Genomic DNA, 26,434 nt, shown 5'->3' with positions numbered 1-26,434 from the left:
AAATTCATTTCTAGAATTTTATATCGAGAACCTATCGAAAACCAAAAGACCTTTCGTGTTTTTAAAACATGAAAGGTCTTTATATCTAACGACTAAAAGCGTAGCGAACTAAACACTAACAACTTTCTCTAAACATCATCATAATCTACCGCAATAGTAGCAGACGTTGGATGTGCTTGGCAAGTTAATATCAATCCTTCTGCAACTTCGCTATCCGTCAAAATATTATTCTGACGCATTTCTGCTGTACCCTCGGTTACTTTAGCAATACAACTACTGCAAATGCCACCTTGACAAGAATAAGGCGCATCAATATCTTGTTTTAAAGCGGCTTCAAGAATCGTTTGTTTTTGTGACATGTTAAATTCAAATTCCTCTTCATCTACCACAACTTTAATTTTGGTTTCGCCAGAAGGTAAATCAGTAGTAGCATCAGAACCGGCTTCAACAGGAGCTGTAAACAATTCAAACTTAATGGCTTTTTCTTTTACACCATTTTCAATCAACACCTCTTTTACCGTATGTATCATTTGTTCTGGTCCACAGAGGTAGAAATTTTCAATGGTAACTCCTTTGTATTTATTCTTTACGATGAGGTTTACCGTGCTTTTTTCAATACGTCCAAATAAGGCATCGGTTTCTTGAGATTGACTATAGATGAAATGCGCATGAAAACGGTTATCGTATTGTTTTTTTAGTTGCAATAATTCATCAACAAACATCGCGTCAGCTAAGGTTTTATTACCATAAACCAATATAAAATTGCTAAATGGTTCTTCTTCTAAAAGTGTTTTAGCAATACTAAGTACTGGAGTAATTCCACTTCCTGCAGCAAAGGCAGCAATAGTTCTGGTTTTGGCAGCATTAGCTTCAAATATAAAACGACCATTTGGTTCTGCAACCTCTAATACGTCACCTGCTTTTAAGGTGTTGTTGGCATAAACAGAAAATGTTCCGTTTTCAACCGCTTTTACAGCAACGGTAATGTTTCCACTATTTTGAGACGCACAAATAGAGTAATCTCTACGGATGTCTTCACCATTAATAGTGGTTTTTAAGGTGATATATTGTCCGGCTTTAAAGCTAAACTTTTCTTTAAGATTTTCAGGAATATCAAAGGTAATCGCAACCGAATTGTCCGTTACTTTATCAATTGATTTTATTGAGAGTGAATGAAAATGTGACATTAAAAATAATTTTTTGCAAAGATAACTAATCTTCCATAGACCTAGCAGGTTTTTAAAACCTGTCGAGTATTTTTACATACATAAGGTTCTTATACATAAGAAAATTATGTATATATTTGTACTACGATGAGCAATTCAAAATTATATAAAGGGAGTTTAACCACTATCATTTTAAAGCTTTTAAATGAGCACGATAAAATGTATGGTTACGAAATTACCCAAAAGGTGAAGGCATTAACAAAAGGTGAACTTAAGATTACAGAAGGTGCTTTGTATCCTGCGTTACATAAGTTAGAAGCCGAAGGTTTGTTAGATGTTGAAGTGGCAAAAGTAGATAACCGACTGCGTAAATATTATAAACTCACAGAAACCGGAACTAAAGAAACGGTTAACAAGCTTGAAGAATTAGCTGAGTATATTAAAACAATGCAAGCTTTGGTAAACCCTAAATTGGCATAATTTAAAAGAAATCCTAATGATACGTATCCTGTCAGGTTTTTAAAACCTGACAGGTATTAATTAATCAATGAAACTAACAGAAGAAGACATACAATTTATAGATAACTACTTAGTTAATTCTGATGTGGTTTTTGCAGATATAAGAATGGAAATGGTAGATCATGTAGCTTCGGATATAGAATCTAGAATGGAATCCGGAGATACGCGTGGGTTTTATTATGTATTTAAGGATTATATGGTTGAAAATAAAGCGCAACTTTTAAATGATAACAAAAAATTTTTAAAATCTGCCGACAAAAAAATTGAACAAACATTTTTAAAGGAACTTAAACAGCCAATAACACCTTTATTGTTTTTGGCGTCGTGTATTGGCTTTTATGTTTTATATCAAAATTCAAGTTTAGAGACGTTTAGGATGTGTTTGTCAATAGTGCCACTGATTGGTTTAACAGGGTTTATATTAACCTATGTGGTTTATCAAGGAGTAAAAGACAATAAAAGGTTCTCTGTGGTTGAGCGATTAGCTTTTCCTTTTTTAGCCTTTTACCAATTACCTAATATTTTATTAATTAGAACAAGAGAATTAAATGAAACAAGCGATTTATTTTGGACAATTGGCGGAGCGAGTTTAGCGCTTACCTTAATGTTGGTATTGGTAATTATAAGTGTGAAATTATTTATGAGTTACGAAAAACGATTTAAAAATATAGCCTAAATAGAAGAAGACCTAGCAGGTTTTAAAAACCTTGCAGGTCTTAGTTGAAAAACAAAATGAAACTAACCAAAGAAGACATACAATTCATAGATAATTATCTCATTAAAAACGAGGTGAAGTATTGGGATGTGCGTTTAGAACTTCTAGATCATATTGTGTCTGCGGTTGAAGATAAAATGACCAATAGTGGTGTTTCGTTTAACGAAGCGTTGCTCGAAATTCATAAAGATTTTGGTAATCAGTTTATAGAATTTGGTGTACCTAAAGACAAAATATTTGAAAGTGGATTATATCAAAGTAATATTGGATTTAAGACGTTTACGAGAAATAAGCAGAAAGAATTGGGTAGGAAATACCGAAAAATGACGTGGAACCATCTGAAGGTTAAGTTTTCCACCTTTAAGTTCTGGTTAGCGTATTTGGCTGTTATTTTGTTTTTTATGACAACCTATCAATTTAAACCAAAGTCCTGTTTTCTCATTGGTTTATTAGTGTTAATTCTACCTAACATATACTCTGCGTATTATTCTATAAAAGATAAGTCTACTCGAAAATCATTAAATTTTGCTATGGCTACAAGTTCTGCGATGGCAGTGTGGTCGTTATATAATCTTTCGTTTTATATCTTAAAGGATAGTTATGAGACTGTTGCAAATATGCCTCATGGTTTCTTTGTTATTGTAGCATGTTTATTTTATCCTATTATTAGAGTCAATATTGAAGTGTATCAGAACGTATATAAAGAAAATAAGAAAACGTTTAACCTTAAGTTTTTATAAATGAAACATGTGTCCATTAAAAAACAATAAGAATAATCACATGAAACTTACCGAACCTCAAATACAAGACCTCTACGCTTTTACAAGACAACATTTTGTAGAGCACTACGACTTACAAACCGAACTTGTAGATCATTTAGCGAATGATATAGAAACCCAATGGCAAAAGCAACCCAAACTCAGTTTTGAAGAGGCTAAAAACAACGCCTTTAAAAAGTTCGGGATTTTTGGTTTTATGGATGCCATTGAGCAGAAACAAAAGGCCATGAACAAACGCTATATGCGTTACATGTGGACGGAACTTAAAAAATGGTTTGAGCTACCGCAAATTATTGGAACTATAGCTTTGTTTTTAATGTTTTATGTCGCTTTTTCTTCAAAATATACAGCCATTCTTACTATGGTTTTTTATGTTATAATTTCAGGTTGGTGTATCTATAAAGGTACACAACTCAATAGGCAGTTTAGGCGTAGAAAAGAAATTTCTAATAAAAAATGGTTATTAGAAGAACTAATTTTTAAGCAAGCAAGTGGAACATCTTTAATATTTATTTCACAATTGTATAATGTATTTACAATTCCAGATAAGTTTGAAATAAACACCTTGTTTTTACTGCTCTTTTCTTTAGCTTTTACGATATTAACTTTAGTTAATTATATCAGCTTAAAAGTGATTCCAAGTAAGGCCGAAAAACTACTAAACGAAACCTATCCAGAATTTAGTTTGTAACAAATCCCTATTTTTTAATACTTACTACATAAACCAACCCATCGTTACACTATGATAAAACACTTTCTCAATCTCGAATGGAAACAATATTTTCGTTCGTCCTATTGGCAAAAAAATATGGTTATCAATATCTTAATGGTATTTTTTGCACTTTATTTTGTTGCCATGTTTTTAGGCTTAGGATTCGGCCTTCTTTTTATCCTTAAAAAAATGTATCCTGAGCAGGACCCATTTGTAGTAGCCAATGGATTTTTGTTTTACTGGATTATTGGCGATTTATTAATGCGTTTCTTTTTGCAAAAATTACCAGTAATGAGTGTAAAACCATTATTAACGTTGCCTATTAAGCGGTCAACTGTAGTTAATTATGTGTTAGGAAAATCAGCATTGTCATTTTTTAATTTTTTACCATTATTTGCTATCATACCCTTTAGTATAATGCTAATAGGAGATGGTTATGCTGTTTCTGAAATTATAACCTGGCTGTTTGCGTTAATTATAACAGTGCTCATTATTAATTTCTTGAATTTTATAATTGAAGCGTTTTCGGCAGAATCAGAATTGTCATTTCTACCTATAATCGTTGTAGTAAGTGTTTTATTTGGTTTAAATTATTTTGAAATTGTATCAATGACTTCGTTAATAGGAAGTGGATTCTTGGCCATTGTACATCATCCAATGCTTATTTTAATTCCAATCGCAATTTTAGCATTGTGCTATGGTTTCAATTTTAAAACCTTAAGAAAGAAACTGTATTTAGACAGCTCATTAAAAGCTAAGGTCACCGAAGTTAATGCTTCCGACTTATCATGGACAGAGCGTTTTGGAGACATTGCACCATTTATGAAACTCGATTTAAAACTGATTTGGAGAAATAAACGAACCAAATCAATGGCCATGTTATTATTGGTTGGTGTACTTTACGGTTTGTTTTTCTATCCACAACCTATGTATAGAGAAATGACCTTTATGTCTGCATTTATTGGGATTTTCTCAACCGGATTTTTCCTTATCAACTTCGGACAATTTATTCCGGCTTGGGATAGTGGTTATTATAAACTTTTAATGAGCCAGAATATTAAATACGAACAGTATCTACGTTCAAAATTTATCCTTATGGTGATTAGTGTTGTGTTGCTTTTTGTGTTGGGTATTCCTTATGTGTATTTCGGATACAAGATTTTAATCGCACATTTTGCGGCTGCCATTTATAACATTGGTGTTAATACCCATGTGATACTTTGGGAGGATCCTTCAACCGAAAAAAAATAGATTTAGATAAAAAAGCCGCCTTTAATTATCAAGGTACAGGTGCTGTACAGTGGCTCATAGGTATTCCATTAATGTTGGTGCCAATGGCTCTGTTTGGACTTGTAAATTGGTTGGCTGGATTTAGTGCCGCAATAGCCTTATTAATTGTTCTTGGGGTTTTAGGAATAGTTTTTCATAAAAAATTAATGAAAGGTATTACTAAAAAATATCTCGATTCAAAATACAAAATGATTGACGCTTTTAGTCAAGATAATTAATTAACACTTAAGATTATACATCATGATATATACTAAAGACCTTTCAAAAGCATATAATGGAACTACGGTTCTTAATATTGAAGAATTAACCATTCCTAAAGGCCAAAGTTTTGGTTTAGTGGGAAATAATGGAGCTGGTAAAACAACATACTTTAGTTTATTGCTCGACTTAATTCAGCCTACCACGGGAAACATTACTAGTAATGGTGTGGTTGTTAATGACAGTGAAGATTGGAAACCGTTTACCTCGTCTTTTATTGACGAAAGCTTTTTAATTGGCTATTTAACACCAGAAGAATATTTCTATTTCATTGGTGAACTTCGTGGACAAAACAAAGCAGACGTTGATAGTTTAACAGCTAAGTTTGAAGACTTCTTTAACGGAGAAATCATAGGAAAGAAAAAATACCTCAGAGATTTAAGTAAAGGAAATCAGAAAAAAGCAGGTATTGTAGCAGCACTTATTGGTCATCCTGAAGTTATTATTTTAGATGAACCTTTTGCTAATTTAGATCCTACAACCCAAATTCGTTTAAAGCAAATCATTAAAGATTTAGCCGAAAAACAAGGTGTTACTGTTCTAGTCTCTAGTCACGATTTAACACATGTTACAGACGTTTGTGAGCGTATTGTTGTGTTAGAAAAAGGAAATGTGATTAAGGATCTAGAAACCAATCCTGCAACGTTGAAGGAATTGGAAGCGCATTTTGCAGGTGGAGCAGTTGTTTCGCAAGAAGAATAACAATTTTTTTATACAATTTAGGGCTCGTAATTATTACTTAATTACGAGCTTTTTTATGCTTTCATATATTGTACTACCTCGAAAAACCATGAAATAACATCAAAAATTCAAAAAGATCCTTATTTTTACCACAGAACACACTAAACAGGGTGTTTTTAAGTTATCTATTAACCAAATAGAACCAACGATTGAAAACCTATTACAAAATCATATTATCTCTATGTTGCGTGGTAATGCTTACACAAAGTTGTTCGCGTAAAAAAGATAAATTCATTAACAGAAACTTCCATGCTATGGGCACTAAATATAATGTGCTCTACAATGGTAATATTGCGTTAGAACGTGGTAAAGATGAGGTTAATAATGAGTTTACAGAAAACTTCTGGGAGCTTTTACCTGTTGAGCGTATGAATGTGTCTGAAGATATCTTTCTTCCTGGGCAAACCAAAAATGCCGATTTTGAACGTGCTGAGGAAAAAGCCATTAAAGCAATTCAGGTGCACGGTATGAATATCGGAGGAAAGGAAAAAAATCCGCAGATTGATGAAGCATATTTACTTTTAGGCCAAGCGCGTTATTTTGATCAGCGTTTTGTTCCTGCTATGGCAGCTTTCAACAATATTTTAAATAAATACCCAACAAGCGATAAAATTAATCAGGTTAAAATCTGGCGCGAAAAAACAAATATGCGTTTAGATAATAATCAAGGGGCCATAGATAAATTAAAGCGTTTATTAAAAGAGGAGGATCTAGAAGGTCAGGATTTAGCAGATGCTACAGCAGCTTTAGCTCAGGCTTATATCAATATCAAATCTAAGGATAGTGCTATTGCTCAGCTTGCTATTGCGGCAGAGCATACTAAGATTAAAAGAGAAAAAGCACGCTACCATTTTATTAAGGGGCAACTGTATAATGAATTTGGTAAAAAAGATAGTGCTAACATAGAGTTTGATGCTATAATAGATATGCATCGTCAAATACCAAGATCCTTTTATATCAATGCACATCTTGAAAAGTCTAATAATTTTGATGCTTTAACGGGCAATACATTAGAGTTTGAAGAATATCTTACAGCGCTAGAAGAGAATAGAGAGAACAGACCGTTTTTAGATAAGATTTATTATCGCATCGCAGAATATCATCGCAGTCAGGGCACTGATAGTCTTTCAGAAGTCTATTATAATAAGTCGCTTAGAAAAGCAACTTCAGATAAGTATTTAAGATCACTTAGTTATGAAACGTTAGGGAACATGTACTTCGATAGAAATGTATATAAAACCGCAGGAGCATACTACGATAGTACTATGAGGGTCATGGTTGTAAATACGAAGCCTTACAGGGTTATCAAAAAGAAGCGCGAAAATCTTGATGATGTGATTTATTATGAAGGCATTGCACAAACAAATGATAGTATTCTAAGTATGGTTAGTCTTCCAAAATCAGAGCAATTAGCGATCTATACAAAATATACTGAAGACCTGCGAATACAAGCTTTAGAGGAGCAAAAGCAACAGGAAGAGGCCTTAGAAAAGCAACATAAGGAATCTGCATCAGGGCAAACAAAGCTTGGCCAACTAGATAATAAAACCTCAAGACGTATGGGGAGTCCGACAAATGCATCTAGAATGCCTCAGCCCATAGGTACAGGTAAAAGTAATAGTAGTTTTTATTTCTACAATCCAACCACTGTAGCTTATGGTAAAAATGAGTTTCTTAAACTTTGGGGAAAACGTAAACTTCAAGATAATTGGAGATTTAATAACCAAAGAGCAGATGTTGTAAACGATGCTAAAGATGATGAGTCGGTTGCTACAACTGTAGAAGATAAACGTTTTAATCCTGAAACCTATTTAGCATTATTACCAACGGGTCAAAGTGAAATTGATAGCATTATTAAAGAACGAAACTATGCCTATTATCAATTAGGAATTATTTATAAGGAAAAATTTAAGGAATTTGATTTAGCAAAAACAAAGCTTGAAACGCTTTTAGAGAATAATCCTGAAGACCGCTTAATTTTACCTTCCAAATATAATTTATATCGTATTTATCTAGAATTAGGGTTAAACCGAAAAGCGGAAGCGATGAAAGCGGCTATTATTAACGATTATCCAGAGTCCCGATATGCCGAAATTCTTTTAAATCCACAATCGGAATTGTCTAAGGATGAGAATAGTCCTGAAGCCATTTACACAAAACTCTATAAGCAATTTGAAAATGAAGCGTATGCTGCGGTAATTGCCGAAGCAGAAGCGCAAGTGAAGCGATTTGAAGGGGATGATTTTGTGCCTAAATTCGAAATTCTAAAAGCATCGGCCAAAGGAAGGCTTTATGGTTTTGAGGCGTATAAAGAAGGCATAAACTACATTGCTTTAACTTATGCTAATACAGAGGAAGGTAAACGCGCTCAAGAAATCATTAAGGAAGCGTTTCCTGTTTTAGAAAAAAAGGAATTTATTGCAGATGAGGATGTAGATCAATTTAATGTTATATTTCAATTTGAAAATAATTTAGATGAAGATATTGATGGTTTTATTAAAACTTTAGACGAAGAAGTCGCTAAAATTAAGTATTTCAATCTTAGTACATCAAAGGATGTTTACAATGAAAATATTACATTTGTGGTTGTACACGGATTAAAAAGTATAGATGGAGCAAAAGGTTTTGCCGAATTACTTAAATCTGCGGAAAAGGACAAAAGAGGTCGACAAATAAAACCAAAAATAACGCGAGATTATTTTTCGATTTCATCGCCGAACTATGCGATTATTCAACGGCATAAAAATTTAAATGCGTATTTAGAACTACAGTAATTTAAAACTATATTATCATGTTTTCTCCAGATAGAAAAAAACAAAAAGACCAATCAACTATGGAAGCAACTACACAACAAAATATTATAGCACAAGGCACTAAAATAGTAGGTGATATTGCAAGTCAAGGACCGTTTAGAATTGATGGAACAATTGAAGGGAATGTTAAAACTTCCGGAAAAGTAGTTGTAGGGAAATCGGGGTATATAAAAGGAACTTTACAAGGTGAGAATGCTGATTTTGAAGGTAAATTTTCGGGTAAATTAATTTTATCGGGTACATTGTCTTTAAAATCCACAGCGCATATAGAGGGTGAGGTTCATATTAACAAGTTAGCTGTAGAGCCTGGGGCAACTTTTAATGCTACTTGTAGTATGAAAGGTACAGTGAAGTCATTATCTAATGAGCCTGTTAAATCGCAATCTACACCAGCGCAAAGTGTCCAAAGCAAATAAAGGTCCTAACAAATTTATTAGATTTACATCTATTGCTTTTCAAATGGGTGGCACCATTTTTATCGGGAATTATTTGGGGCAATGGCTAGATGCAAAATATAACAAGGATTATTTAGAAACCACAATAACACTTGTTTCTGTATTTATTTCAATGTATTTGGTGATTGCTCAAGTTATAAAAATATCAAAAGAAGATGATTAAGTCCCTTGCTGTGTATGTGGTGTCATTTTCAATATTATTTTTGATTATACATTGTTCACAAGATTACATTTTAAGCAAAGTCAATAGTCCAGTCCGATTTAACCTTTGGGATACCAATATGTTTTTTGCTGTGGCCTCGGTAATGATATGTGTTCACTTTCAATTTTTTTCCCTTATTAAAAGTTTAGAGACCCAACTCGGATTTATTTATTTGCCGACGCTTTTTATAAAAGGTGTATTGTTTTATGTTGCATTTAAAGATTCTGTTTTTAATATCGCGATTTTAAATACAGCCGAAAGATTGAGTATTTTAATTCCATTACTCTTATTTCTAGGATTAGAGGTGTTTTTTGTCGTTAAAATAATATCAAAAATGGGGTTTAAATATTAGACACAAAAAACATATTGTTATTTTAATTAATTGCGTACTTTTGCACGGAATTTGAGAAGAGGTTTTTTTTATTTTATTAGAATGAAGATAGTTCAACAAAGTTTTAAGATTTTAGTATTAGCAATTTTGATGTTTTTACCAACATCTATTTTAGCGTTCAACGCTGAGGGAGATGGTGGTCAAGTTTCTGGTAAACAAGAGGTAGAGGATTATATTGTCCACCACCTTAAAGACGCTCACGATTTTAATTTGTTTTCGTATACCGATGATTCTGGTAAACGTCAGCATTTTGGTGTGCCATTACCGGTAATTCTTTGGTCTTCTGAAGGATTGGTGACGTTTATGTCTTCAGAATTTCACCATGATGATAACGGACAAGTTATTGTAGAAAAAGATGGTCTTAAGTTTACAAAGATTCACTCTAAAATTTACGAATTAGAAAAAGGAGCTACGGCTGTTGCGTTTGATGCAGATCATCATGCGACTAATGCTTCAAAGGTTTTAGATTTTTCAATTACTAAAAGTGTGGTTGGAATCTTATTAATAGGACTTTTAATGTTATTCTGGTTCTCTAGATTAGCAAAGCAATACAAGAAAAAACAAATTCCAACTGGTTTTGGACGTGTTTTAGAGCCATTAGTGCTTTACGTAAGAGACGAAATTGCTCGACCAAATATTGGAGAAAAGCACTACCGTAAATTTACAGGGTATCTGTTAACGGTGTTTTTCTTTATATGGATTTTAAACTTAGCGGGCTTAACACCATTAGGATTTAACGTTACAGGTCAGTTAGCTGTTACCGCATGTTTAGCAATATTTACTTTAATTATTTATACTATAAGTGGTAATAAAGATTACTGGATGCACATCTTATGGATGCCAGGGGTTCCAATTTTTGTAAAACCAATATTAGCTGTAATTGAATTGGTAGGTGCGTTTATTATTAAGCCATTCTCATTATTAGTGCGTTTGTTTGCAAACATCTCTGCAGGACATATTGTATTAATGAGTTTAATTGCCATTATGTTTACACTTAAAGAATCTTTAGGTGTTGTTGGAGCAACAAGCTTATCGTTTGTATTATCATTTTTCCTTTTATTAATCGAATTATTAGTAGCGTTTTTACAAGCGTATATTTTTACAATGCTTTCAGCTTTATTTATTGGTATGGCTGTCGCAGAACACGATCATGAACATGATCATGAACATGAAGTTTCTGACGTAGAAGACGTGAGAGGAGATTTCATTTAATACGAATTTTTTTAATTTAATTTTATATATCAATTTTTATGGAACCAGTAACTTACAATTTAATTGGAGCAGGATTAATCGTAATCGGAGCAGGTATTGGACTTGGTCAAATCGGTGGAAAAGCAATGGAAGGTATTGCTCGTCAGCCGGAAGCAGCAGGTAAAATCCAAACAGCAATGATTATTGTTGCTGCACTTTTAGAAGGTTTAGCATTTGGTGCTTTATTCTTAGGAAAATAAGAACCAAAATAAATTTACAAGAACACAAGCCTGCAACGGTTGGTTGCAGGATGTGTTTTTAAATTAAAAAAAGACAAAACATTTAATTATTTAATAGTATGGAAACATTATTAAACGATTTTTCACCAGGATTATTTGTAGTATCAACAATATTAATGTTGGCATTAATAGCCCTTATGGTGAAGTTTGCGTGGAAACCAATTCTTAATTCTTTAAATGAGAGAGAAGAAGGAATTCAAAGCGCTTTAGATGCTGCTGAAAAAGCGAAGCGTGAAATGGCTAATCTTCAAGCAGACAATGAACGATTATTGCAAGAAGCACGTTTAGAAAGAGAAGGTATGCTTAAGGAAGCACGTGAATTGAAAGCTAAAATGATTTCTGATGCTGAAACCCAAGCACAATCACAAGCCAATAAAATGATTGCACAAGCTCAAGAAGCAATTGTAAGTGAAAAGAAAGCAGCTATGGCAGAATTAAAAAGCCATGTTGCAGGTTTATCTTTAGATATTGCAGAGAAAGTAGTGCGTAACGAATTATCTAACAAAGACAAGCAACTTGAGTTGATTGAAGAAATGTTAGGTGAAGCAACTTTAAACTAGTAAGAGATGTCAGGATCAAGAGCTGCAATTCGATATGCTAAAGCGGTTTTAAGCTTAGCAACAGATCAGAAATCCGCTGAGGTGGTGAATAATGATATGAAATCAATCACTAAAGCAATCGCTGAAAGTGAAGATTTAAATCAGATGCTTCAAAGTCCTGTTGTAAAATCTTCGGATAAAAAAGCGGTGTTATTTGCTGTATTTACAGATGCTAATACAATAACCACAAATTTAATAGATGTCTTAATTGCTAATAAGAGGTTACCTTTATTAAACGACGTAGCATCAAGTTATATGCACTTATATGATACGTTAAGAGGAAGTCAAGTAGCATCAGTTACAACAGCGGTTCCATTAACTGAAGACTTAAAGACTAAAGTATTAGCTAAAGTTAAAGAGCTTACAGGAAAAGAAGCAGAGGTGAAAAATATAATAGATGAAAACATTTTAGGTGGTTTCATATTAAGAGTAGGCGATATTCAGTACAATGCTAGTATTGCAAACAAACTCGATAAATTAAAAAGAGAATTTACATTTAATTAATATAGTTTTAGGTTAGTTCTAAAAAGCTAACAGCTAAAAGCTAAAGACTAAAAGAGATGGCAGAAGTAAAACCAGCTGAAATATCAGCAATCTTAAAACAACAACTTTCAGGTTTTGAAGCAGGTGCTTCATTAGACGAAGTAGGAACAGTATTAACTGTAGGTGATGGTATTGTACGTGCTTACGGATTGGCTAATGCGCAATATGGCGAATTAGTTGAATTCGATGGTGGTGCAGAAGGAATCGTTCTTAACCTTGAAGAGGATAACGTAGGTATTGTACTTTTAGGAACTTCAGTAGGAGTTAAAGAAGGGTCTACGGTAAAACGTACTGAACGTATCGCATCTGTAAAAGTAGGTGAAGGTATTGTTGGTCGTGTTGTTGATACTTTAGGTAACCCAATTGATGGTAAAGGTCCAATAGTAGGTGAAACTTATGAGATGCCATTAGAGCGTAAAGCGCCAGGTGTTATCTACAGAGAGCCTGTAACTGAGCCATTACAAACAGGGATTAAAGCTATTGATGCTATGATTCCAGTAGGTAGAGGACAACGTGAGTTGGTCATTGGTGACCGTCAGACTGGAAAAACAGCAGTTTGTATTGATGCTATCTTAAATCAAAAAGAATTTTACGATGCAGGTGAGCCTGTATATTGTATATATGTTGCTATTGGTCAAAAGGCGTCGACAGTAGCTTTAATTGCTAAAACTTTAGAAGAAAAAGGAGCTTTAGCATACACAACAATAGTAGCTGCAAATGCATCAGATCCTGCTGCAATGCAAGTATATGCACCGTTTACAGGAGCTTCTATTGGAGAGTACTTTAGAGATACTGGTCGTCCAGCTCTAATTGTATTTGATGATTTGTCAAAACAAGCGGTTGCTTACCGTGAGGTCTCGTTATTATTAAGACGTCCACCGGGACGTGAGGCGTATCCTGGAGATGTATTTTATTTACACTCAAGATTATTAGAACGTTCTGCAAAAATCATTAATAATGATGCTATTGCTAGAGAAATGAATGACCTTCCAGATGTTTTAAAACCTATGGTTAAAGGTGGTGGTTCATTAACAGCATTACCAATTATTGAAACGCAAGCAGGTGACGTTTCGGCTTATATTCCAACCAACGTAATTTCTATTACTGATGGTCAGATTTTCTTAGATGGTGATTTATTTAACTCAGGTGTTCGTCCAGCAATTAACGTAGGTATTTCGGTATCTCGTGTGGGTGGTAACGCTCAGATAAAATCAATGAAAAAGGTATCTGGTACGTTAAAACTGGATCAAGCACAATATCGTGAACTTGAAGCTTTCGCTAAGTTTGGTTCGGATTTAGATGCTGTGACGTTAAATGTAATTAATAAAGGAAAGCGTAATGTTGAAATCTTAAAACAAGCGCAAAACGATCCTTTTAAAGTAGAAGATCAAGTTGCTATTATTTATGCGGGTTCTAAGAACTTATTAAAAGATGTTCCTGTAGAAAAAGTAAAAGAATTTGAACGCGACTATTTAGAGTTCTTAAATGCAAAGCATAAGGATACTTTAGATTTATTAAAGGCAGGTAAATTAACTGATGAGGTTATTGATACGCTAACAAGTGTAGCAAAAGACCTTTCAGGAAAGTACAGATCATAAAGTTATAAGTTTAGAGTTATGAGTCAACCAACTCATAACTCTAAATTTTAAGTATTAAACTAATGTCACTCTGAGCTTTGGCAAAGAGTCTTTATCATATAAAGAATGGCGAATTTAAAGGAAATTAGAAACAGAATATCATCGGTGTCATCAACGATGCAGATTACCAGTGCCATGAAAATGGTATCTGCTGCTAAGTTAAAGAAAGCCCAAGATGCTATTACAGCGATGCGTCCTTATTCTAATAAGTTAACGGAATTGCTTCAGAGTTTAAGTGCAACTTTAGATGCAGATTCTGGAAGTAAGTATGCAGAACAACGTGAGATTAAAAACGTACTTATTGTAGCAGTTACATCTAACAGAGGGCTATGTGGTGCCTTTAATTCTAATATTATTAAGCAAACTAATATTTTGATTAATGATGTTTATGCAACTAAAAATGTTTCAGTATTAGCTATTGGTAAAAAAGCTAATGATGCATTTGCAAAACAAAATAGAGTTATTGGAAATAAAAGTGAAATTTTTGACGATTTAACCTTTGATAATGTTTCTGTTATCGCAGAAATGCTGATGGATAAATTCGTATCAGGTGAGTTTGATAAAATTGAAGTCGTTTACAACCACTTTAAGAACGCTGCAACACAAATTATAATGACAGAGCAGTTCTTACCTATAGTGCCTGTAGAAAGCGACGATAACATTAATTTAGACTATGTTTTTGAACCATCTAAATTAGAAATTGTTGAAGAGTTAATTCCTAAGTCTTTAAAAACGCAATTATACAAAGGTATTAGAGATTCTTTTGCCTCAGAACATGGTGCACGTATGACAGCAATGCATAAGGCAACAGACAACGCAACGGAATTAAGAGATCAACTTAAATTAACATACAATAAAGCACGTCAGGCCGCTATTACAAACGAAATCCTTGAGATTGTAGGTGGGGCTGAAGCTTTAAATAATTAAAACAGAATTTTAGCATAAGCGATAAATTTTAATATAATAAGAAACCTAATTCTAATGAGTTAGGTTTTTTTTATGCAATTTATTTAGCTAAGCGATTTTTAACGTAACATTAGGGGGAAACAAAAGGTGTTGATGTTTAACAAGATAGGTGCTATTGAGATTTTTTATGTAGTGTAATTAAATCTTTTTATTGAGTAATTTCTTACTTATATAATCACCTTATCGGTTTATAGTGCGTATAAAGGAGTAAATTTTATTATTTTTTATATATTGATGCCCCAAACCTTAACCTACTATATAATGAAACTACTAAGAAGGGCGTCTTATGCCAGTGCTTTAGCTATTGCTTTATCGTTCACGGTTCAGTGTTCAAGTTCTAAAGTCGATACCTCAGTTTTTGAAGAATCTACTCCGTTTAAAGTAGAACCTGTAACGTTTCAAGAGTGGTTTGCTGGAATCAAAGTTGGTGGTACAGGAATCAATATTTTTGTTCCAGTAGCAAATAAAAGTGCTCATGTTATTATAGATAGTATTTACTTTAGAAACCTTAAGGGCAAACTTGTTCATAAGAATGATAAATACGTTGCGGTTTTAAAGAACAATAATCCGTATTATACTTTTACAAAAGCAGAAAAACCACAAGATTATCCATTTGACTTAGCAGATGCAGAATGTGCAATTAGTTTTGTAGAAAACGGAGAAACGAAATATGTGAAAATTACGGATCTTAATGAAGTGACAGGGATTTATTATGAGGATGGACCTCCTTCAATTTATAATAATACGTCATCAACTGATGTTGCTTCAGCCATAGATGATAATGAATAAACCCGTGTTAAACTATATATTAAAGTCTTACTATTTTTGTGAGACTTTTTTTATGGAAAATAATCGAATTACAATCGTGAACTTTATGACGATATTGAGGAGTGCATATAAACACGTATTTAAATAGCTCGACTTTTGATAATATTTCAATACTTTTGGGCTAAATCAACACAATTAAATTGAGCGGATTTAAATCACTTTTTAAACAAACATTTATTTACGGACTAGCTACTGTGCTACCTAGAATGTTGAGTTTTATTTTGGTACCACTGTACACTAATCCAACAGTACTTTCTGTTGAAGAGTATGGTCGTGTTTCGTTTATATTTGCCTATTTTGTATTGTTTAATGTGGTTTTAGCCTATGGTATGGAAACTGCTTTTTTTAGGTTTTTTAATAAAGAAGACCATCAAGATAAAGTGACGAGTACCTCTGCAGTTTCATTAATAATTAGCTCTTTTGCATTGTTAGGAATTGCTTTTCTTTTTAGACATCAAATTTCTACACTAATAAATATAGAGCTTAAGTATCTCAATTTGGTTTTTGTCATTTTGTTATTAGATGCTTTAGTTATTATTCCATTTGCGTGGTTACGCGCTACGGCGAGGCCAATGCGTTATGCAATTATTAAAATATTTAATGTTGCTGTTAACTTAGGGCTCAATGTTTTCCTTTTATTGTATTTAAAGGATTTAGCAGCGGATAATGCAATTTTAGATCGTATTTATAAGCCCAATTTTGAAATTAGCTACATTTTCATTTCTAACGTCATAGCAAGCGGATTTACCTTGCTTCTATTACTTCCCTTCTATGTTCGTGTTAAATTAAAATTTGATGCTGTTTTATGGAAAAAAATGATGCATTATGCCATCCCTGTTCTTATTGCAGGAATTGCCTATTCGGTTAATGAAACGTTTGATCGTATTTTACTAGAAAAATTGTTGCCTTCTGATGTCGCCGATGAACAAGTTGGTATGTATTCGGCCTGTTACAAGCTTTCGTTGTTTATGACCTTGTTTGCTACAGCGTTTCGTTTAGGTATAGAACCTTACTTTTTTAGTCATTCTAAAACAGATAACCCACAGAAAAACTATGCTAAAATTTTAGAATATTTTGTGGCTCTTGGTTCTGCAATTCTCTTATCGGTTGTGGTTTTTGCAGATGTTATAAAACCATATATTATTAGAAGCGAAGCTTATTACGAAGCGATGTGGATTGTGCCATTTATATTACTGGCTAACTTTTGTTTGGGAATTTATCATAACCTTTCGGTTTGGTATAAAATAACAGATCGTACCAAGTTTGGTGCTTATATTTCAATTTTTGGAGCGCTTATAACTTTGGTATTAAATTACGCATTAATACCTGTAATTGGCTTTAAAGGATCTGCAATAGCAACGCTTTCAGCGTATTTAATAATGATGCTATTATCGTTTTATTATGGAAGGAAATTTTATCCAATTCCTTATGACTTAAAGAAAATAAGCCTATACCTTTTGGTATCTATTCTGTTTTCATTTATCTATTTCTATAACTATCGAGAGAATTATATTATCGGAATTGCAATGTTAATTGTATTTTTGGGCTTAGGTATTTTACTTGAAAAGAAAGAGTTAAAACAAGTCTTAAAGCTATAATCAGAATATCAGCTTTAGCACAATAGAAAGCACTTTTATAAAAACATATGAAAATAAAAATCATCAATAAATCCAATCACGATTTACCACATTACGAAACGATGGCTTCTGCTGGTATGGATTTACGTGCCAATTTATCAGAACCGAGAACTTTAAAACCTTTAGAACGTAGTATTGTAGGGACAGGTTTATTTATTGAACTGCCAGTAGGATATGAAGCGCAAGTGCGACCACGAAGTGGTTTAGCAGCAAAAAAAGGTATAACGGTATTAAATGCCCCTGGAACTATTGATGCCGATTATAGAGGTGAGATAGGAGTAATATTAGTGAATTTATCTAATGAAGATTTCGTCATTCAAACAGGAGAACGTATTGCGCAACTCGTCATAGCAAAACACGAACGTGCTGAATGGGAACTCACAGATGAATTATCTAACACAGATAGAGGGGAAGGTGGCTTTGGAAGTACGGGTGTTTCTTAGGTGACTCCTGTAAGATTTGAAAAACCTTGTAGATATAAAATCTAAAAAATAAAGATTAGGTTGAAATCAATGACCTAAAATAAAATTAAACAGATTTCCATTGTTGTGGAAACGAAAACAATTTTTCGATGAAAATAATAGTACCAATGGCAGGCAGAGGATCGCGCCTAAGACCACATAGTTTAACCGTACCAAAACCATTAATACCAGTTGCTGGGCAACCAATAGTACATCGTTTGGTGAAGGATATTGCTAAAGTACTAAAGCAACCTATTGAAGAGATTGCGTTTGTTTTAGGTGATCCAGCATTTTTTGGAGACGATGTGGTTAAGAGTTTAACAGAATTGGCAGAAGGTTTAGGGGCAAAAGCTTCTATATACAGACAAGATCAGCCTTTAGGTACAGGGCATGCTATTATGAGCGCTAAGCCGTCTTTATCAGGTCCTGCGGTAATTGCTTATGCAGATACCTTGATTAGAGCAGAATTTGATTTAGATCCAACGGCAGATAGTGTCATCTGGACGAAGTGTGTGGCCAACCCTGAAGCTTATGGTGTTGTAAAATTGAACGACGACCAAAATATTGTTGAATTAGTTGAAAAGCCAGAAACTTTTGTAAGTGATCAAGCTGTTATAGGAATATATTACTTTAAAGATGTTGCTGTTTTAAAAGAAAAATTACAAGAAATTTTAGACGAAAACATAATGAACGGTGGCGAATACCAAATTAACGATGGTATTAAACGCATGATGGCAGACGGAAAAATCTTTAAAACAGGAACTGTAGATGAATGGATGGACTGCGGAAACAAAGCCGTTACTCTAGAAACAAATGCCAGAATGTTAGGTTTTTTAACAGCAGATAATGAAGAGCCATTAATTGATGCTTCTGTTGTTTTAGAAAACTCAGCAATTATTGAGCCTTGTTATATTGGAAAAGGTACGGTATTAAAAAATACAACCGTTGGCCCTTATGTTTCAATTGGAAAAGATTGCGTTATTGAAAACTCAACCGTTAAAAATAGCTTAATACAAAACCAAACAACAATTAAAAATGCTAAGTTAGACGAAGCTATGATTGGTAATCACGTAAAGTATAATGGTGAGTTTACAAAGATTAGTATTGGTGATTATACCATTATGGAATAATTATTGAAATAGAATAATCTCGCTATTCAAATCAAGCAAAGATGTATATCGTTTTGTACACAATTACAATAAAACCTAATCAAGAAGAAGCGTTTGTTGAAGCTTGGAAAGGGTTAACAGCATTGATTTACAAATATGAAGGAAGTTTAGGGTCTAGATTACATAAAAAGGATACGCTAAACTTCTTGGCTTATGCACAATGGCCTGATAAAAATACGTTTGATAATGCTGGGGGAAATTTGCCTGAAGAAGCCAATCATTTTAGACAAATGATGAAAGCATCTTGCGAAAAATTTGAAGTGTTAGAAAAATTTAAAGTGATTGAAGACTTGTTAAAGCAACAACAAAGTGAATAAGAACTACATCTTAGTATTGATTTTTCTCTTCGGAATGGTAATAGTTCCGCAGCATACCTATGCTCAAGTCGATTTTAATAAACGACCAGATGATGATTTAGGTAATGTAGAAGATGAATTTCAGGAGTATTTTTTTGAAGCTCTATTGCAAAAAGGTATTGAAAATTATGATAGAGCAGTAGAGGCACTTCAAAAATGCTTGAATTTAGATAGTAAAAAACCGGTCATCTATTTTGAACTGGGTAAAAACTATAACAAACTTAAAAACTTTGGAGCCGCTGAAGAGAACCTAAAGAAAGCAATAAGCATGCAGCCCGACAATGTTTGGTTTCTAGATGAGCTTTATGATGTCTATTTTCAACAAGGTGATATAAAGAATGCGCTAAAAACCATTAAGCAATTGGTAAAATATCATCCCGATTATAAAGAGGATTTAGCAGCGCTTTATGTAAGAGAAGAAAAATACAAATTAGCTTTAGATTTATTAGATGAGTTAGATGCGGAATATGGTCTAAGCGAGTCTAGAGATGCCATGAGAAATGACATTTATAGCATTACAGGCAACGCAGATGACAGAATTGAAAACTTAGAACAACGTATAGCTAAAAATCCTAATAATGAAGATAATCATTTAAAACTGATTTATCGCTACAGCCAAACAGGTGATTATAAAAAGGCTTATAAAGCCGCTAAGAATTTATTAAAAGTAAAACCAGACTCAAAGTTTGTGCACTTGGCATTGTATAAGTTTTATCTTCAAGATAAAAAAGTAGACGAAGCTATTAACTCTGTAAAGAAAGTTTTAACAAGTCCAGAAATTAATGCAGATGCAAAAACCAAAGTCCTTAAAGATTTTGTCGCTTTTGTGGCGAAACATCCAAAATACGAAACAGACCTCATAGATATTACAGCGCTTATAGATGATAATAAAGATGCACAAACGCATAGTGATTTAGGACACTACTATTTAAAAGCGGGTGATAAGGTTAAGGCACTTTCAAACTTTAAAGAAGCCTTAAAACAAAGTCCTAACGATTTTAAATTAATAAAAGACGTATTACTACTTCAATTAGATATAAAGGATTATAATGCCGTTATAATAGATAGTGAGCGTGCTTTAGAATTATATCCTGCGCAACCTATTTTATATTTAGTAAATGCTGTAGCACATAATAATATGAGCGCACCTAAAAAAGCCATTGAGAATCTAGAAATGGGATTAGATTTTTTAATTGATAACCCTAGTATGGAAGCCGATTTTTATTCAGAATTAAGTCTAGCCTACAAAGCCCTAAATAATATTAGTAAATCTGAAACGTTTGCTAAAAAGGCAAAAGCCTTAAAAGCCCAATAATTAATGAATTTATCTCAAGGATATAGTAATTTGAAACTTACGCTAAGTGTCATTTTAATCGCATTTGCATTCAGTTGTAATTCTACCAAAAGCGTTATAGAATCGGGAGAAGCAAGTAATAAGCTTTCTGCAAAACAAGTGATTAAGCTTCACCAAAAGAATGATTCTGAATTTAAAACATTACGAGCAAGAGTTAAAATTGATATTACTCAGAATAACAGTTCGCAAGGGGCTGGTTTCACGCTTAGAATGGAAAAAGATAAAGTGATTTGGTTAAGTGAGTCCGTATTAGGCATGGCACGTATGATGATTACGCCAGATAAAGTGAAGTTTTATAATAAACTAGATAATGAATATTTTGATGGAGATTATAAACTATTAAGTGATGTTGTAGGGATAGATCTCGATTTTATGAAAGTGCAAAATATCCTTTTAGGTCAAGCGATTTATGATCTAAAAGAAGAACCATACCTAGTTTCCATTAATAATAATTCTTATGCGTTGCAGCCCCAAGATCAAAATGCACTTATGGAGTTGTTTTATTTAATTAATCCATCACATTTTAAAATGGATAGTTTGCAATTACAACAAATACTGAAAAAACGAATGCTTCAGGTCGATTATGCGTCGTATCAAGAAGTTGATAAACAAATTATACCACAGAATATAAGAATTATTGCTGTTGAAGATACTGACGAAGTTGCGATTACCATGGAGTTCAAATCTGTATCTTTGAATGCTGATGTGCGTTTCCCGTTTAATATTCCTTCAGGATATAAAGAAATTGTGATTAAATAATGACTAAAAATCGTTTCTATATTATTTTAATAACTGGACTTTTAATGTCTAGCTTCTCTGTTTTTGCTCAAAGTGATAGGCAAAAAGAGTTAGAGGCACAACGTCAGCAAAAGCTAAGAGAGATTAAGCAAATCAATGCGTTGTTATTCACTAAAAAGAAAGAAGAAAAATCGGCAATAACACTTATTGAAGATATCAATTACAAAGTAAACGTTAGAAAAAACTTAATTAGAATTACCAACGAGCAGGCTAATTTATTGACTCGAGAAATCAATACGAATCAACAAGAAATTACAAGTTTAAGAACTCAACTAGAGGAATTAAAAAACGATTATTCTGCAATGATTGTAAAATCGTATAAGAGTAAATCTGAACAAAGCAGAGTGATGTTTTTATTGTCTTCGAGTAACTTTCAGCAGGCATACAAGCGTCTTCAATATATAAGACAATATAGAGAATATCAAAAAGAACAAGGGGAAGCGATAAAGCTTAAAACAAAGGAACTTCAAGAGTTAAATATTCAATTATCTAAACAAAAAGAAGATAAGAAAAAACTTATTGAAGAAAACCGAATTGCTAAACGCGAATTGGAAGATGAATTAAAACAACGTGAGGTTTTAATGGCTTCCATTAAGTCTGATATGGGGAAATTCGCGTCTCAAATTAAACAAAAGAAGCAAGAAGCGGACCGATTAGATAAGGAAATCAACCGGATTATTAGAGAAACAATAGCTGCTGCAAATAAAAAATCTGGTACAACATCTTCTAAAGGTAAGTTTGTATTAACACCTGAAGCAAAGTTATTGTCTTCAAATTTTGAATCTAATAGAGGGAAATTGGGATGGCCAGTATCTAGAGGGGTTGTTAAAGTAAAGTATGGGAAACAACGGTCACTAGTAGATAATACAGTAACACAAAACTATAAGAGTATTTATATTGCAACAGAAGAAAAATCGGATGTTAAATCTGTTTTTAGTGGTGAGGTTTCAAGGATTTTAGTGATTAAAAACGGAAATCCGGCTGTATTTATTAGACATGGTATCTATTTTAGTGTTTACATGAACTTATCTCAGGTTAATGTAAAGAAGGGAGATAAAGTTGTTGCAGGTCAAGTTATAGGGAAAGTATTTACTAATAAAATAAAAGGAGAATCATTATTAGGTTTTAGAATTTATAAAAATGATCAGGTAATGAACCCAGAACCTTGGTTGGTTAAATTTTAGATGCTAACAAGGGAAAAAACAGTGTTGTTTTAAACTTGTTCAGTATTATCACTATAAAAATAACTGCGTTTTATTAGTTAAAAAGTGCCTTTAACTCAGTTGCTTCAGAAGGTTTCATTTTGCCAGCTAATACCAAACTCAATTGTTTACGTCTTAGAGCAGCATCAAAACGTTGTTTTTCTAATTCTGTTTCTGGCACAAGATCAGGGACTTTTACAGGTCGTCCGGTTTCGTCTACAGCAACAAAGGTGTAAATGGCCTCATTAGCTTTAACTCGGTCACCAGATTCTCTATCTTCAATCCAAACATCCATATACACTTCCATAGAAGATGAAAATGCTCGGGATACTTTAGCTTCAATCATTACAACACTACCTAGTGGAATTGCTCTATTAAAGGCCACGTGGTTTACAGAAGCGGTTACAACAATACGTCTAGAGTGTCGTCTTGCAGAAATGCTAGCTGCTCTGTCCATACGAGCCAATAATTCGCCACCAAATAAGTTATTGATAGGGTTCGTTTCGCTTGGTAATACCAAATCGGTAACAATGGTTTTAGACTGAAATGCGGTTCTAGATGGCATAGGTTATTAAAATTTGTGCAAAGATAGAGCGAATTTAGGATGAAGTAGTAGTATTATAGTTAAAAACTAAAAACTAAAAACTAAAAACTAAAAACTAAAAAGTGAAAAGGCTTAATTATATATCATTTGATGTTAATAGCTATGATAAGCTTCCTAATGTATATAATAAGTTATGGTCTAAATTAGGCACAATAGGGTTTTATGTGAAGTTGGCATTCCACAAGAGTAAAACATACCCATTTATCCAAATTAATGATAGTTGTATTAAAAAGATCTAGGAAAAAATAAGGAACTTATTTAAGCTTCTTTATCAATAACCATGCATCACGGTTATGCTCATTACGAATCTTTAAAAGATCGTTTTGTGCTTCAGCTCTAGTATCAAAACTGCCATAAACAACTTCGTGTAGGCCATAACGGTTGGGGCCAATTTGACGGGCTTTAAAACCTTGTGCCCTTAATTGGTTAACCTTCTTCATAGCATTAGCTTCTACTCTAAATGCACCAGCAACAATATGATAATTACCACTTTGTTTATCTAAAGATAATGTTGCAGCAGGTAATGGATTGCTGATAACAAAAGTGGCTTCTTGCACTTTTGCATCGAGTTGCTCATTGGCTTGCTCTTGTGCTAATTGATTGTGGTTCTCAATAGTAGTAGTGTAGTAATTTGCAGCACCAAAACCACCTAAGCCTAATAAAATAACAGCAGTAGCAGCATATTTTAACCAATTACGGTTAGAGCGCTTCTCTGGTGTTAATGTAATAGGTGCAGTTTCTTCTACAGCTTCTACCGTTTCCTTATATACCTCACGTGTAATATCTGAAGACGAAAAGTGAGATAACCCAAAAGAATCGGTAAGGTAATTGATATGGCTAGACGGATCAAATTGAATTTTTCCATCAACATTTAATGCCATTTCACCAATGTTTTTAAGCTGAATAGTTTCACCTTCAACTAAATACGATTTAATTGATTTTACCTGCTTCGAAATTTTATTTAAAGCTGTCGAATAGGGTATTTTTTCAACCTCCGCAATATAATTAGCTAACAAGCCATCATTTTGCTGTAATTGCTCATTAAAAGACAAAGCCTTTTTAGGAGGATAAAACGTATGTGTGGATTCGTGTATTTTTGCCGAAACACGACGTGTTAAGAAGGCCCCAAATTCTGGAACGGTAACACAATCGTAACGGTATAAAAGGTCGCTAATGTAAGTCTCTAACTGCATATTAAGGCAAAGTTAAAAATTTTTATTTCTGAATGAAATTAAGTGGAGTATAGTTATTAACATCAAAATAAATAGTTGCCTATTTGATTGATTTTCTTGGAATTTACATTGACTTTTTTTTTTGAAATAATTCTATTTTTTTAATTGGAGTTATCGAATGGCATTCATCATGCTTTCTGTTTAAGATGATTTTAAATGCATTCAAAATTAAATAATTATATTCGTGTTATAGATAACTAATTTCTTCAAAGATTTTGTATTCAATGACAGATCAGCAACTTATCTACGCCTTAGCTTTACAGCACGTTCCTAAAATTGGTGCTACAACCGCCAAGAAACTTATTAATCATTGTGGGTCTGCTGAAGCCGTTTTAAAAGAAAAGAAAGCGAAGCTTTTAAAAATCGACGGTATTGGTGCCATAACCATTCAGGGGCTTTTTGATGAAATTCATCTTGAAGAAGCTGAACAAGAATTGAAATTCATTAAGGATAACAATATTGTAGCCCATTATTTTACAGAGGAAACTTATCCAGAGCGTTTAAAACATTGTATTGATGGCCCAATTGTGTTATTTCAATCCGGAAACATTAATCTAAAAGAACAACACATTATTAGTATTGTTGGTGCCCGAAAAATTACTACAAGTGGTATTGCCTTTTGTGAAAAATTAGTTGAAACGTTGGCGCCGTTTAACCCTATAATTGTTTCTGGTTTTGCATACGGAACTGATATTACGGCGCAAAAGGCAGCGGTAAAACACAATCTACAAACTATAGGATGTCTGGCACATGGTCTCAATCAAATCTATCCTAAGGTGCATAAAAAGTATGTGGCAGACATTGAAAATTATGGAGGCTTTTATACGGACTTTTGGAGTTCTGATGTGTTTGATAGAAATAACTTTTTAAAACGAAATCGAATTATCGCAGGACTTAGTGAAGCCACAATCGTTATTGAATCTGCCGAAAAAGGAGGGAGCTTAGTTACGGCTGATATCGCTAATTCTTATAATAGAGAAGTTTTTGCAGTACCAGGCAGAACTACAGATAGTCAAAGTGTGGGTTGTAATAATTTAATAAAATTCCATAAAGCACATTTGTTATCTAACCCGTTAGATGTGCCGTATATGTTGAATTGGGAATTAGAGTCAGATAAAAAACCAGCAGTACAACACCAGCTGTTTGTAACCTTGGAACCCGACGAAAAAATAGTTTATAATTTTTTAATAGAAAACAATAAAACGATGTTAGACGTTATTGCTTTACGATGCGAAATGCCGACCTATAAACTCGCAGGAATTTTATTGAACATGGAATTGAAAGGTTTAGTGAGGCCTTTACCAGGAAAGTTGTTTGAAGCAATTTAGTTTTAGCAAAATTTTATAAGTTATAGACTAATGTTAGATTCTATGGCATCTTAATTAGCGCTTTTACATAAAATTAACAGTTTTTGCTTGAATTAACTAGAAACTTAGAAATGACCGTAAACATAGAGGCTGAATGTTTTATTTGGTTTTATTCTAAAATACATTATTTGTGTGAATTAGGATTGGAAA

The 26,434-nt window shown here is 33.2% G+C and carries 27 protein-coding genes and 1 pseudogene; 25 read left to right on the top strand and 3 right to left on the bottom strand.

Annotated features, from left to right (window positions below):
* Window positions 1–128 precede the first annotated feature (128 nt).
* Window positions 129–1,187, bottom strand: a complete 1,059-nt coding sequence (locus ACXGSQ_RS03155) for a 2Fe-2S iron-sulfur cluster-binding protein (RefSeq protein ID WP_458628189.1) — start codon at window positions 1,185–1,187, stop codon at window positions 129–131.
* A 126-nt stretch (window positions 1,188–1,313) separates the two neighbouring features.
* Between ACXGSQ_RS03155 and ACXGSQ_RS03150 the strand changes: the two genes are divergently transcribed.
* The 24 genes and pseudogenes from ACXGSQ_RS03150 to ACXGSQ_RS03035 all read left to right on the top strand — a co-directional run bounded on the left by ACXGSQ_RS03150 (window position 1,314) and on the right by ACXGSQ_RS03035 (window position 23,063).
* The gene (locus ACXGSQ_RS03150; protein WP_179337539.1) at window positions 1,314–1,646 is read left to right on the top strand and encodes a PadR family transcriptional regulator; all 333 of its coding nucleotides are present in this window, start codon (window positions 1,314–1,316) and stop codon (window positions 1,644–1,646) included.
* 67 nt (window positions 1,647–1,713) lie between these two features.
* The gene (locus ACXGSQ_RS03145; RefSeq protein WP_458628188.1) at window positions 1,714–2,361 is read left to right on the top strand and encodes a hypothetical protein; all 648 of its coding nucleotides are present in this window, start codon (window positions 1,714–1,716) and stop codon (window positions 2,359–2,361) included.
* 56 nt (window positions 2,362–2,417) lie between these two features.
* Window positions 2,418–3,140, top strand: coding sequence for a hypothetical protein (locus ACXGSQ_RS03140; protein ID WP_458628187.1), 723 nt, complete (start codon window positions 2,418–2,420; stop codon window positions 3,138–3,140).
* Window positions 3,141–3,180: 40 nt separating this feature from the next.
* Window positions 3,181–3,870, top strand: coding sequence for a hypothetical protein (locus ACXGSQ_RS03135; RefSeq protein ID WP_458628186.1), 690 nt, complete (start codon window positions 3,181–3,183; stop codon window positions 3,868–3,870).
* Between the two features lie 51 nt (window positions 3,871–3,921).
* Window positions 3,922–5,399: pseudogene (locus ACXGSQ_RS03130) on the top strand (DUF5687 family protein).
* 22 nt (window positions 5,400–5,421) lie between these two features.
* A complete protein-coding gene (locus ACXGSQ_RS03125) occupies window positions 5,422–6,141 on the top strand; it encodes an ABC transporter ATP-binding protein (protein WP_458628185.1) in 720 nt (239 codons plus the stop codon).
* Window positions 6,142–6,374: 233 nt separating this feature from the next.
* Entirely contained in the window at window positions 6,375–8,954 is a 2,580-nt protein-coding gene (gene porW / locus ACXGSQ_RS03120; RefSeq protein WP_458628184.1) for a type IX secretion system periplasmic lipoprotein PorW/SprE, read from the top strand.
* Between the two features lie 17 nt (window positions 8,955–8,971).
* A complete protein-coding gene (locus ACXGSQ_RS03115) occupies window positions 8,972–9,409 on the top strand; it encodes a bactofilin family protein (RefSeq protein WP_458628183.1) in 438 nt (145 codons plus the stop codon).
* Entirely contained in the window at window positions 9,393–9,611 is a 219-nt protein-coding gene (locus tag ACXGSQ_RS03110) for an AtpZ/AtpI family protein (RefSeq protein ID WP_458628182.1), read from the top strand. The genes ACXGSQ_RS03115 and ACXGSQ_RS03110 overlap by 17 nt, the downstream gene beginning before the upstream one ends.
* Window positions 9,604–10,002 carry a DUF6168 family protein gene (locus ACXGSQ_RS03105; RefSeq protein WP_458628181.1) on the top strand — a complete coding sequence of 133 codons (399 nt, stop codon included), beginning with the start codon at window positions 9,604–9,606 and terminating at the stop codon, window positions 10,000–10,002. The genes ACXGSQ_RS03110 and ACXGSQ_RS03105 overlap by 8 nt, the downstream gene beginning before the upstream one ends.
* A gap of 81 nt (window positions 10,003–10,083) precedes the next feature.
* A complete protein-coding gene (gene atpB, locus ACXGSQ_RS03100) occupies window positions 10,084–11,253 on the top strand; it encodes a F0F1 ATP synthase subunit A (RefSeq protein WP_458628180.1) in 1,170 nt (389 codons plus the stop codon).
* 38 nt (window positions 11,254–11,291) lie between these two features.
* The gene (gene atpE / locus ACXGSQ_RS03095; protein ID WP_020896353.1) at window positions 11,292–11,492 is read left to right on the top strand and encodes an ATP synthase F0 subunit C; all 201 of its coding nucleotides are present in this window, start codon (window positions 11,292–11,294) and stop codon (window positions 11,490–11,492) included.
* Between the two features lie 98 nt (window positions 11,493–11,590).
* A complete protein-coding gene (locus ACXGSQ_RS03090) occupies window positions 11,591–12,091 on the top strand; it encodes a F0F1 ATP synthase subunit B (RefSeq protein ID WP_458628179.1) in 501 nt (166 codons plus the stop codon).
* Window positions 12,092–12,097: 6 nt separating this feature from the next.
* Complete coding sequence (gene atpH / locus ACXGSQ_RS03085) at window positions 12,098–12,634, top strand: ATP synthase F1 subunit delta (protein ID WP_458628178.1); 537 nt, start codon at window positions 12,098–12,100, stop codon at window positions 12,632–12,634.
* Between the two features lie 56 nt (window positions 12,635–12,690).
* Complete coding sequence (gene atpA, locus ACXGSQ_RS03080; RefSeq protein WP_458628177.1) at window positions 12,691–14,271, top strand: F0F1 ATP synthase subunit alpha; 1,581 nt, start codon at window positions 12,691–12,693, stop codon at window positions 14,269–14,271.
* 105 nt (window positions 14,272–14,376) lie between these two features.
* Entirely contained in the window at window positions 14,377–15,237 is an 861-nt protein-coding gene (gene atpG / locus ACXGSQ_RS03075) for an ATP synthase F1 subunit gamma (RefSeq protein ID WP_215926480.1), read from the top strand.
* A gap of 300 nt (window positions 15,238–15,537) precedes the next feature.
* Window positions 15,538–16,065 carry a hypothetical protein gene (locus ACXGSQ_RS03070; protein ID WP_458628176.1) on the top strand — a complete coding sequence of 176 codons (528 nt, stop codon included), beginning with the start codon at window positions 15,538–15,540 and terminating at the stop codon, window positions 16,063–16,065.
* Window positions 16,066–16,244: 179 nt separating this feature from the next.
* Complete coding sequence (locus ACXGSQ_RS03065) at window positions 16,245–17,702, top strand: oligosaccharide flippase family protein (protein ID WP_458628175.1); 1,458 nt, start codon at window positions 16,245–16,247, stop codon at window positions 17,700–17,702.
* 47 nt (window positions 17,703–17,749) lie between these two features.
* Window positions 17,750–18,184 (top strand): dUTP diphosphatase, encoded by a 435-nt coding sequence (gene dut, locus ACXGSQ_RS03060; RefSeq protein ID WP_458628174.1) that lies wholly within the window; start codon window positions 17,750–17,752, stop codon window positions 18,182–18,184.
* Between the two features lie 128 nt (window positions 18,185–18,312).
* A complete protein-coding gene (locus ACXGSQ_RS03055) occupies window positions 18,313–19,332 on the top strand; it encodes a sugar nucleotidyltransferase (RefSeq protein ID WP_458628173.1) in 1,020 nt (339 codons plus the stop codon).
* Window positions 19,333–19,385: 53 nt separating this feature from the next.
* The gene (locus tag ACXGSQ_RS03050) at window positions 19,386–19,688 is read left to right on the top strand and encodes an antibiotic biosynthesis monooxygenase family protein (protein WP_458628172.1); all 303 of its coding nucleotides are present in this window, start codon (window positions 19,386–19,388) and stop codon (window positions 19,686–19,688) included.
* Window positions 19,681–21,042, top strand: coding sequence for a tetratricopeptide repeat protein (locus ACXGSQ_RS03045; RefSeq protein WP_458628171.1), 1,362 nt, complete (start codon window positions 19,681–19,683; stop codon window positions 21,040–21,042). The genes ACXGSQ_RS03050 and ACXGSQ_RS03045 overlap by 8 nt, the downstream gene beginning before the upstream one ends.
* A gap of 3 nt (window positions 21,043–21,045) precedes the next feature.
* The gene (locus tag ACXGSQ_RS03040; RefSeq protein ID WP_458628170.1) at window positions 21,046–21,840 is read left to right on the top strand and encodes a DUF4292 domain-containing protein; all 795 of its coding nucleotides are present in this window, start codon (window positions 21,046–21,048) and stop codon (window positions 21,838–21,840) included.
* Window positions 21,840–23,063, top strand: a complete 1,224-nt coding sequence (locus tag ACXGSQ_RS03035) for a murein hydrolase activator EnvC family protein (protein WP_458628169.1) — start codon at window positions 21,840–21,842, stop codon at window positions 23,061–23,063. Before ACXGSQ_RS03040 ends, ACXGSQ_RS03035 begins: the two co-directional genes overlap by 1 nt.
* A gap of 73 nt (window positions 23,064–23,136) precedes the next feature.
* On the opposite strand, the gene ACXGSQ_RS03030 is transcribed toward ACXGSQ_RS03035, so the two are convergent.
* Both ACXGSQ_RS03030 and ACXGSQ_RS03025 read right to left on the bottom strand, forming a co-directional pair.
* Window positions 23,137–23,646 carry an acyl-CoA thioesterase gene (locus ACXGSQ_RS03030; RefSeq protein WP_458628168.1) on the bottom strand — a complete coding sequence of 170 codons (510 nt, stop codon included), beginning with the start codon at window positions 23,644–23,646 and terminating at the stop codon, window positions 23,137–23,139.
* A gap of 293 nt (window positions 23,647–23,939) precedes the next feature.
* Complete coding sequence (locus ACXGSQ_RS03025; RefSeq protein WP_458628167.1) at window positions 23,940–24,878, bottom strand: HU domain-containing protein; 939 nt, start codon at window positions 24,876–24,878, stop codon at window positions 23,940–23,942.
* A 263-nt stretch (window positions 24,879–25,141) separates the two neighbouring features.
* On the opposite strand from ACXGSQ_RS03025, the gene dprA reads away from it, so the two are divergent.
* The gene (gene dprA / locus ACXGSQ_RS03020) at window positions 25,142–26,245 is read left to right on the top strand and encodes a DNA-processing protein DprA (RefSeq protein ID WP_458628166.1); all 1,104 of its coding nucleotides are present in this window, start codon (window positions 25,142–25,144) and stop codon (window positions 26,243–26,245) included.
* Window positions 26,246–26,434 lie beyond the last annotated feature (189 nt).

It is taken from the genome of Winogradskyella sp. PC D3.3, assembly GCF_054366245.1.
This window is presented reverse-complemented; position numbering and strand designations above follow the sequence as displayed.

What these genes read in the sequence shown, in the direction of transcription:
- atpE (WP_020896353.1), top strand. Translation starts at nt 11,292, where the DNA reads ATGGAACCAGTAACTTACAATTTAATTGGAGCAGGATTAATCGTAATC.
- ACXGSQ_RS03135 (WP_458628186.1), top strand. Translation starts at nt 3,181, where the DNA reads ATGAAACTTACCGAACCTCAAATACAAGACCTCTACGCTTTTACAAGA.
- dprA (WP_458628166.1), top strand. Translation starts at nt 25,142, where the DNA reads ATGACAGATCAGCAACTTATCTACGCCTTAGCTTTACAGCACGTTCCT.
- dut (WP_458628174.1), top strand. Translation starts at nt 17,750, where the DNA reads ATGAAAATAAAAATCATCAATAAATCCAATCACGATTTACCACATTAC.
- porW (WP_458628184.1), top strand. Translation starts at nt 6,375, where the DNA reads ATGCTTACACAAAGTTGTTCGCGTAAAAAAGATAAATTCATTAACAGA.
- ACXGSQ_RS03025 (WP_458628167.1), bottom strand. Translation starts at nt 24,878, where the DNA reads ATGCAGTTAGAGACTTACATTAGCGACCTTTTATACCGTTACGATTGT.
- ACXGSQ_RS03105 (WP_458628181.1), top strand. Translation starts at nt 9,604, where the DNA reads ATGATTAAGTCCCTTGCTGTGTATGTGGTGTCATTTTCAATATTATTT.
- ACXGSQ_RS03125 (WP_458628185.1), top strand. Translation starts at nt 5,422, where the DNA reads ATGATATATACTAAAGACCTTTCAAAAGCATATAATGGAACTACGGTT.
- ACXGSQ_RS03055 (WP_458628173.1), top strand. Translation starts at nt 18,313, where the DNA reads ATGAAAATAATAGTACCAATGGCAGGCAGAGGATCGCGCCTAAGACCA.
- ACXGSQ_RS03145 (WP_458628188.1), top strand. Translation starts at nt 1,714, where the DNA reads ATGAAACTAACAGAAGAAGACATACAATTTATAGATAACTACTTAGTT.
- ACXGSQ_RS03140 (WP_458628187.1), top strand. Translation starts at nt 2,418, where the DNA reads ATGAAACTAACCAAAGAAGACATACAATTCATAGATAATTATCTCATT.
- ACXGSQ_RS03090 (WP_458628179.1), top strand. Translation starts at nt 11,591, where the DNA reads ATGGAAACATTATTAAACGATTTTTCACCAGGATTATTTGTAGTATCA.
- atpG (WP_215926480.1), top strand. Translation starts at nt 14,377, where the DNA reads ATGGCGAATTTAAAGGAAATTAGAAACAGAATATCATCGGTGTCATCA.
- ACXGSQ_RS03035 (WP_458628169.1), top strand. Translation starts at nt 21,840, where the DNA reads ATGACTAAAAATCGTTTCTATATTATTTTAATAACTGGACTTTTAATG.
- ACXGSQ_RS03150 (WP_179337539.1), top strand. Translation starts at nt 1,314, where the DNA reads ATGAGCAATTCAAAATTATATAAAGGGAGTTTAACCACTATCATTTTA.
- ACXGSQ_RS03040 (WP_458628170.1), top strand. Translation starts at nt 21,046, where the DNA reads ATGAATTTATCTCAAGGATATAGTAATTTGAAACTTACGCTAAGTGTC.
- ACXGSQ_RS03070 (WP_458628176.1), top strand. Translation starts at nt 15,538, where the DNA reads ATGAAACTACTAAGAAGGGCGTCTTATGCCAGTGCTTTAGCTATTGCT.
- ACXGSQ_RS03155 (WP_458628189.1), bottom strand. Translation starts at nt 1,187, where the DNA reads ATGTCACATTTTCATTCACTCTCAATAAAATCAATTGATAAAGTAACG.
- atpB (WP_458628180.1), top strand. Translation starts at nt 10,084, where the DNA reads ATGAAGATAGTTCAACAAAGTTTTAAGATTTTAGTATTAGCAATTTTG.
- atpH (WP_458628178.1), top strand. Translation starts at nt 12,098, where the DNA reads ATGTCAGGATCAAGAGCTGCAATTCGATATGCTAAAGCGGTTTTAAGC.
- ACXGSQ_RS03030 (WP_458628168.1), bottom strand. Translation starts at nt 23,646, where the DNA reads ATGCCATCTAGAACCGCATTTCAGTCTAAAACCATTGTTACCGATTTG.
- ACXGSQ_RS03115 (WP_458628183.1), top strand. Translation starts at nt 8,972, where the DNA reads ATGTTTTCTCCAGATAGAAAAAAACAAAAAGACCAATCAACTATGGAA.
- atpA (WP_458628177.1), top strand. Translation starts at nt 12,691, where the DNA reads ATGGCAGAAGTAAAACCAGCTGAAATATCAGCAATCTTAAAACAACAA.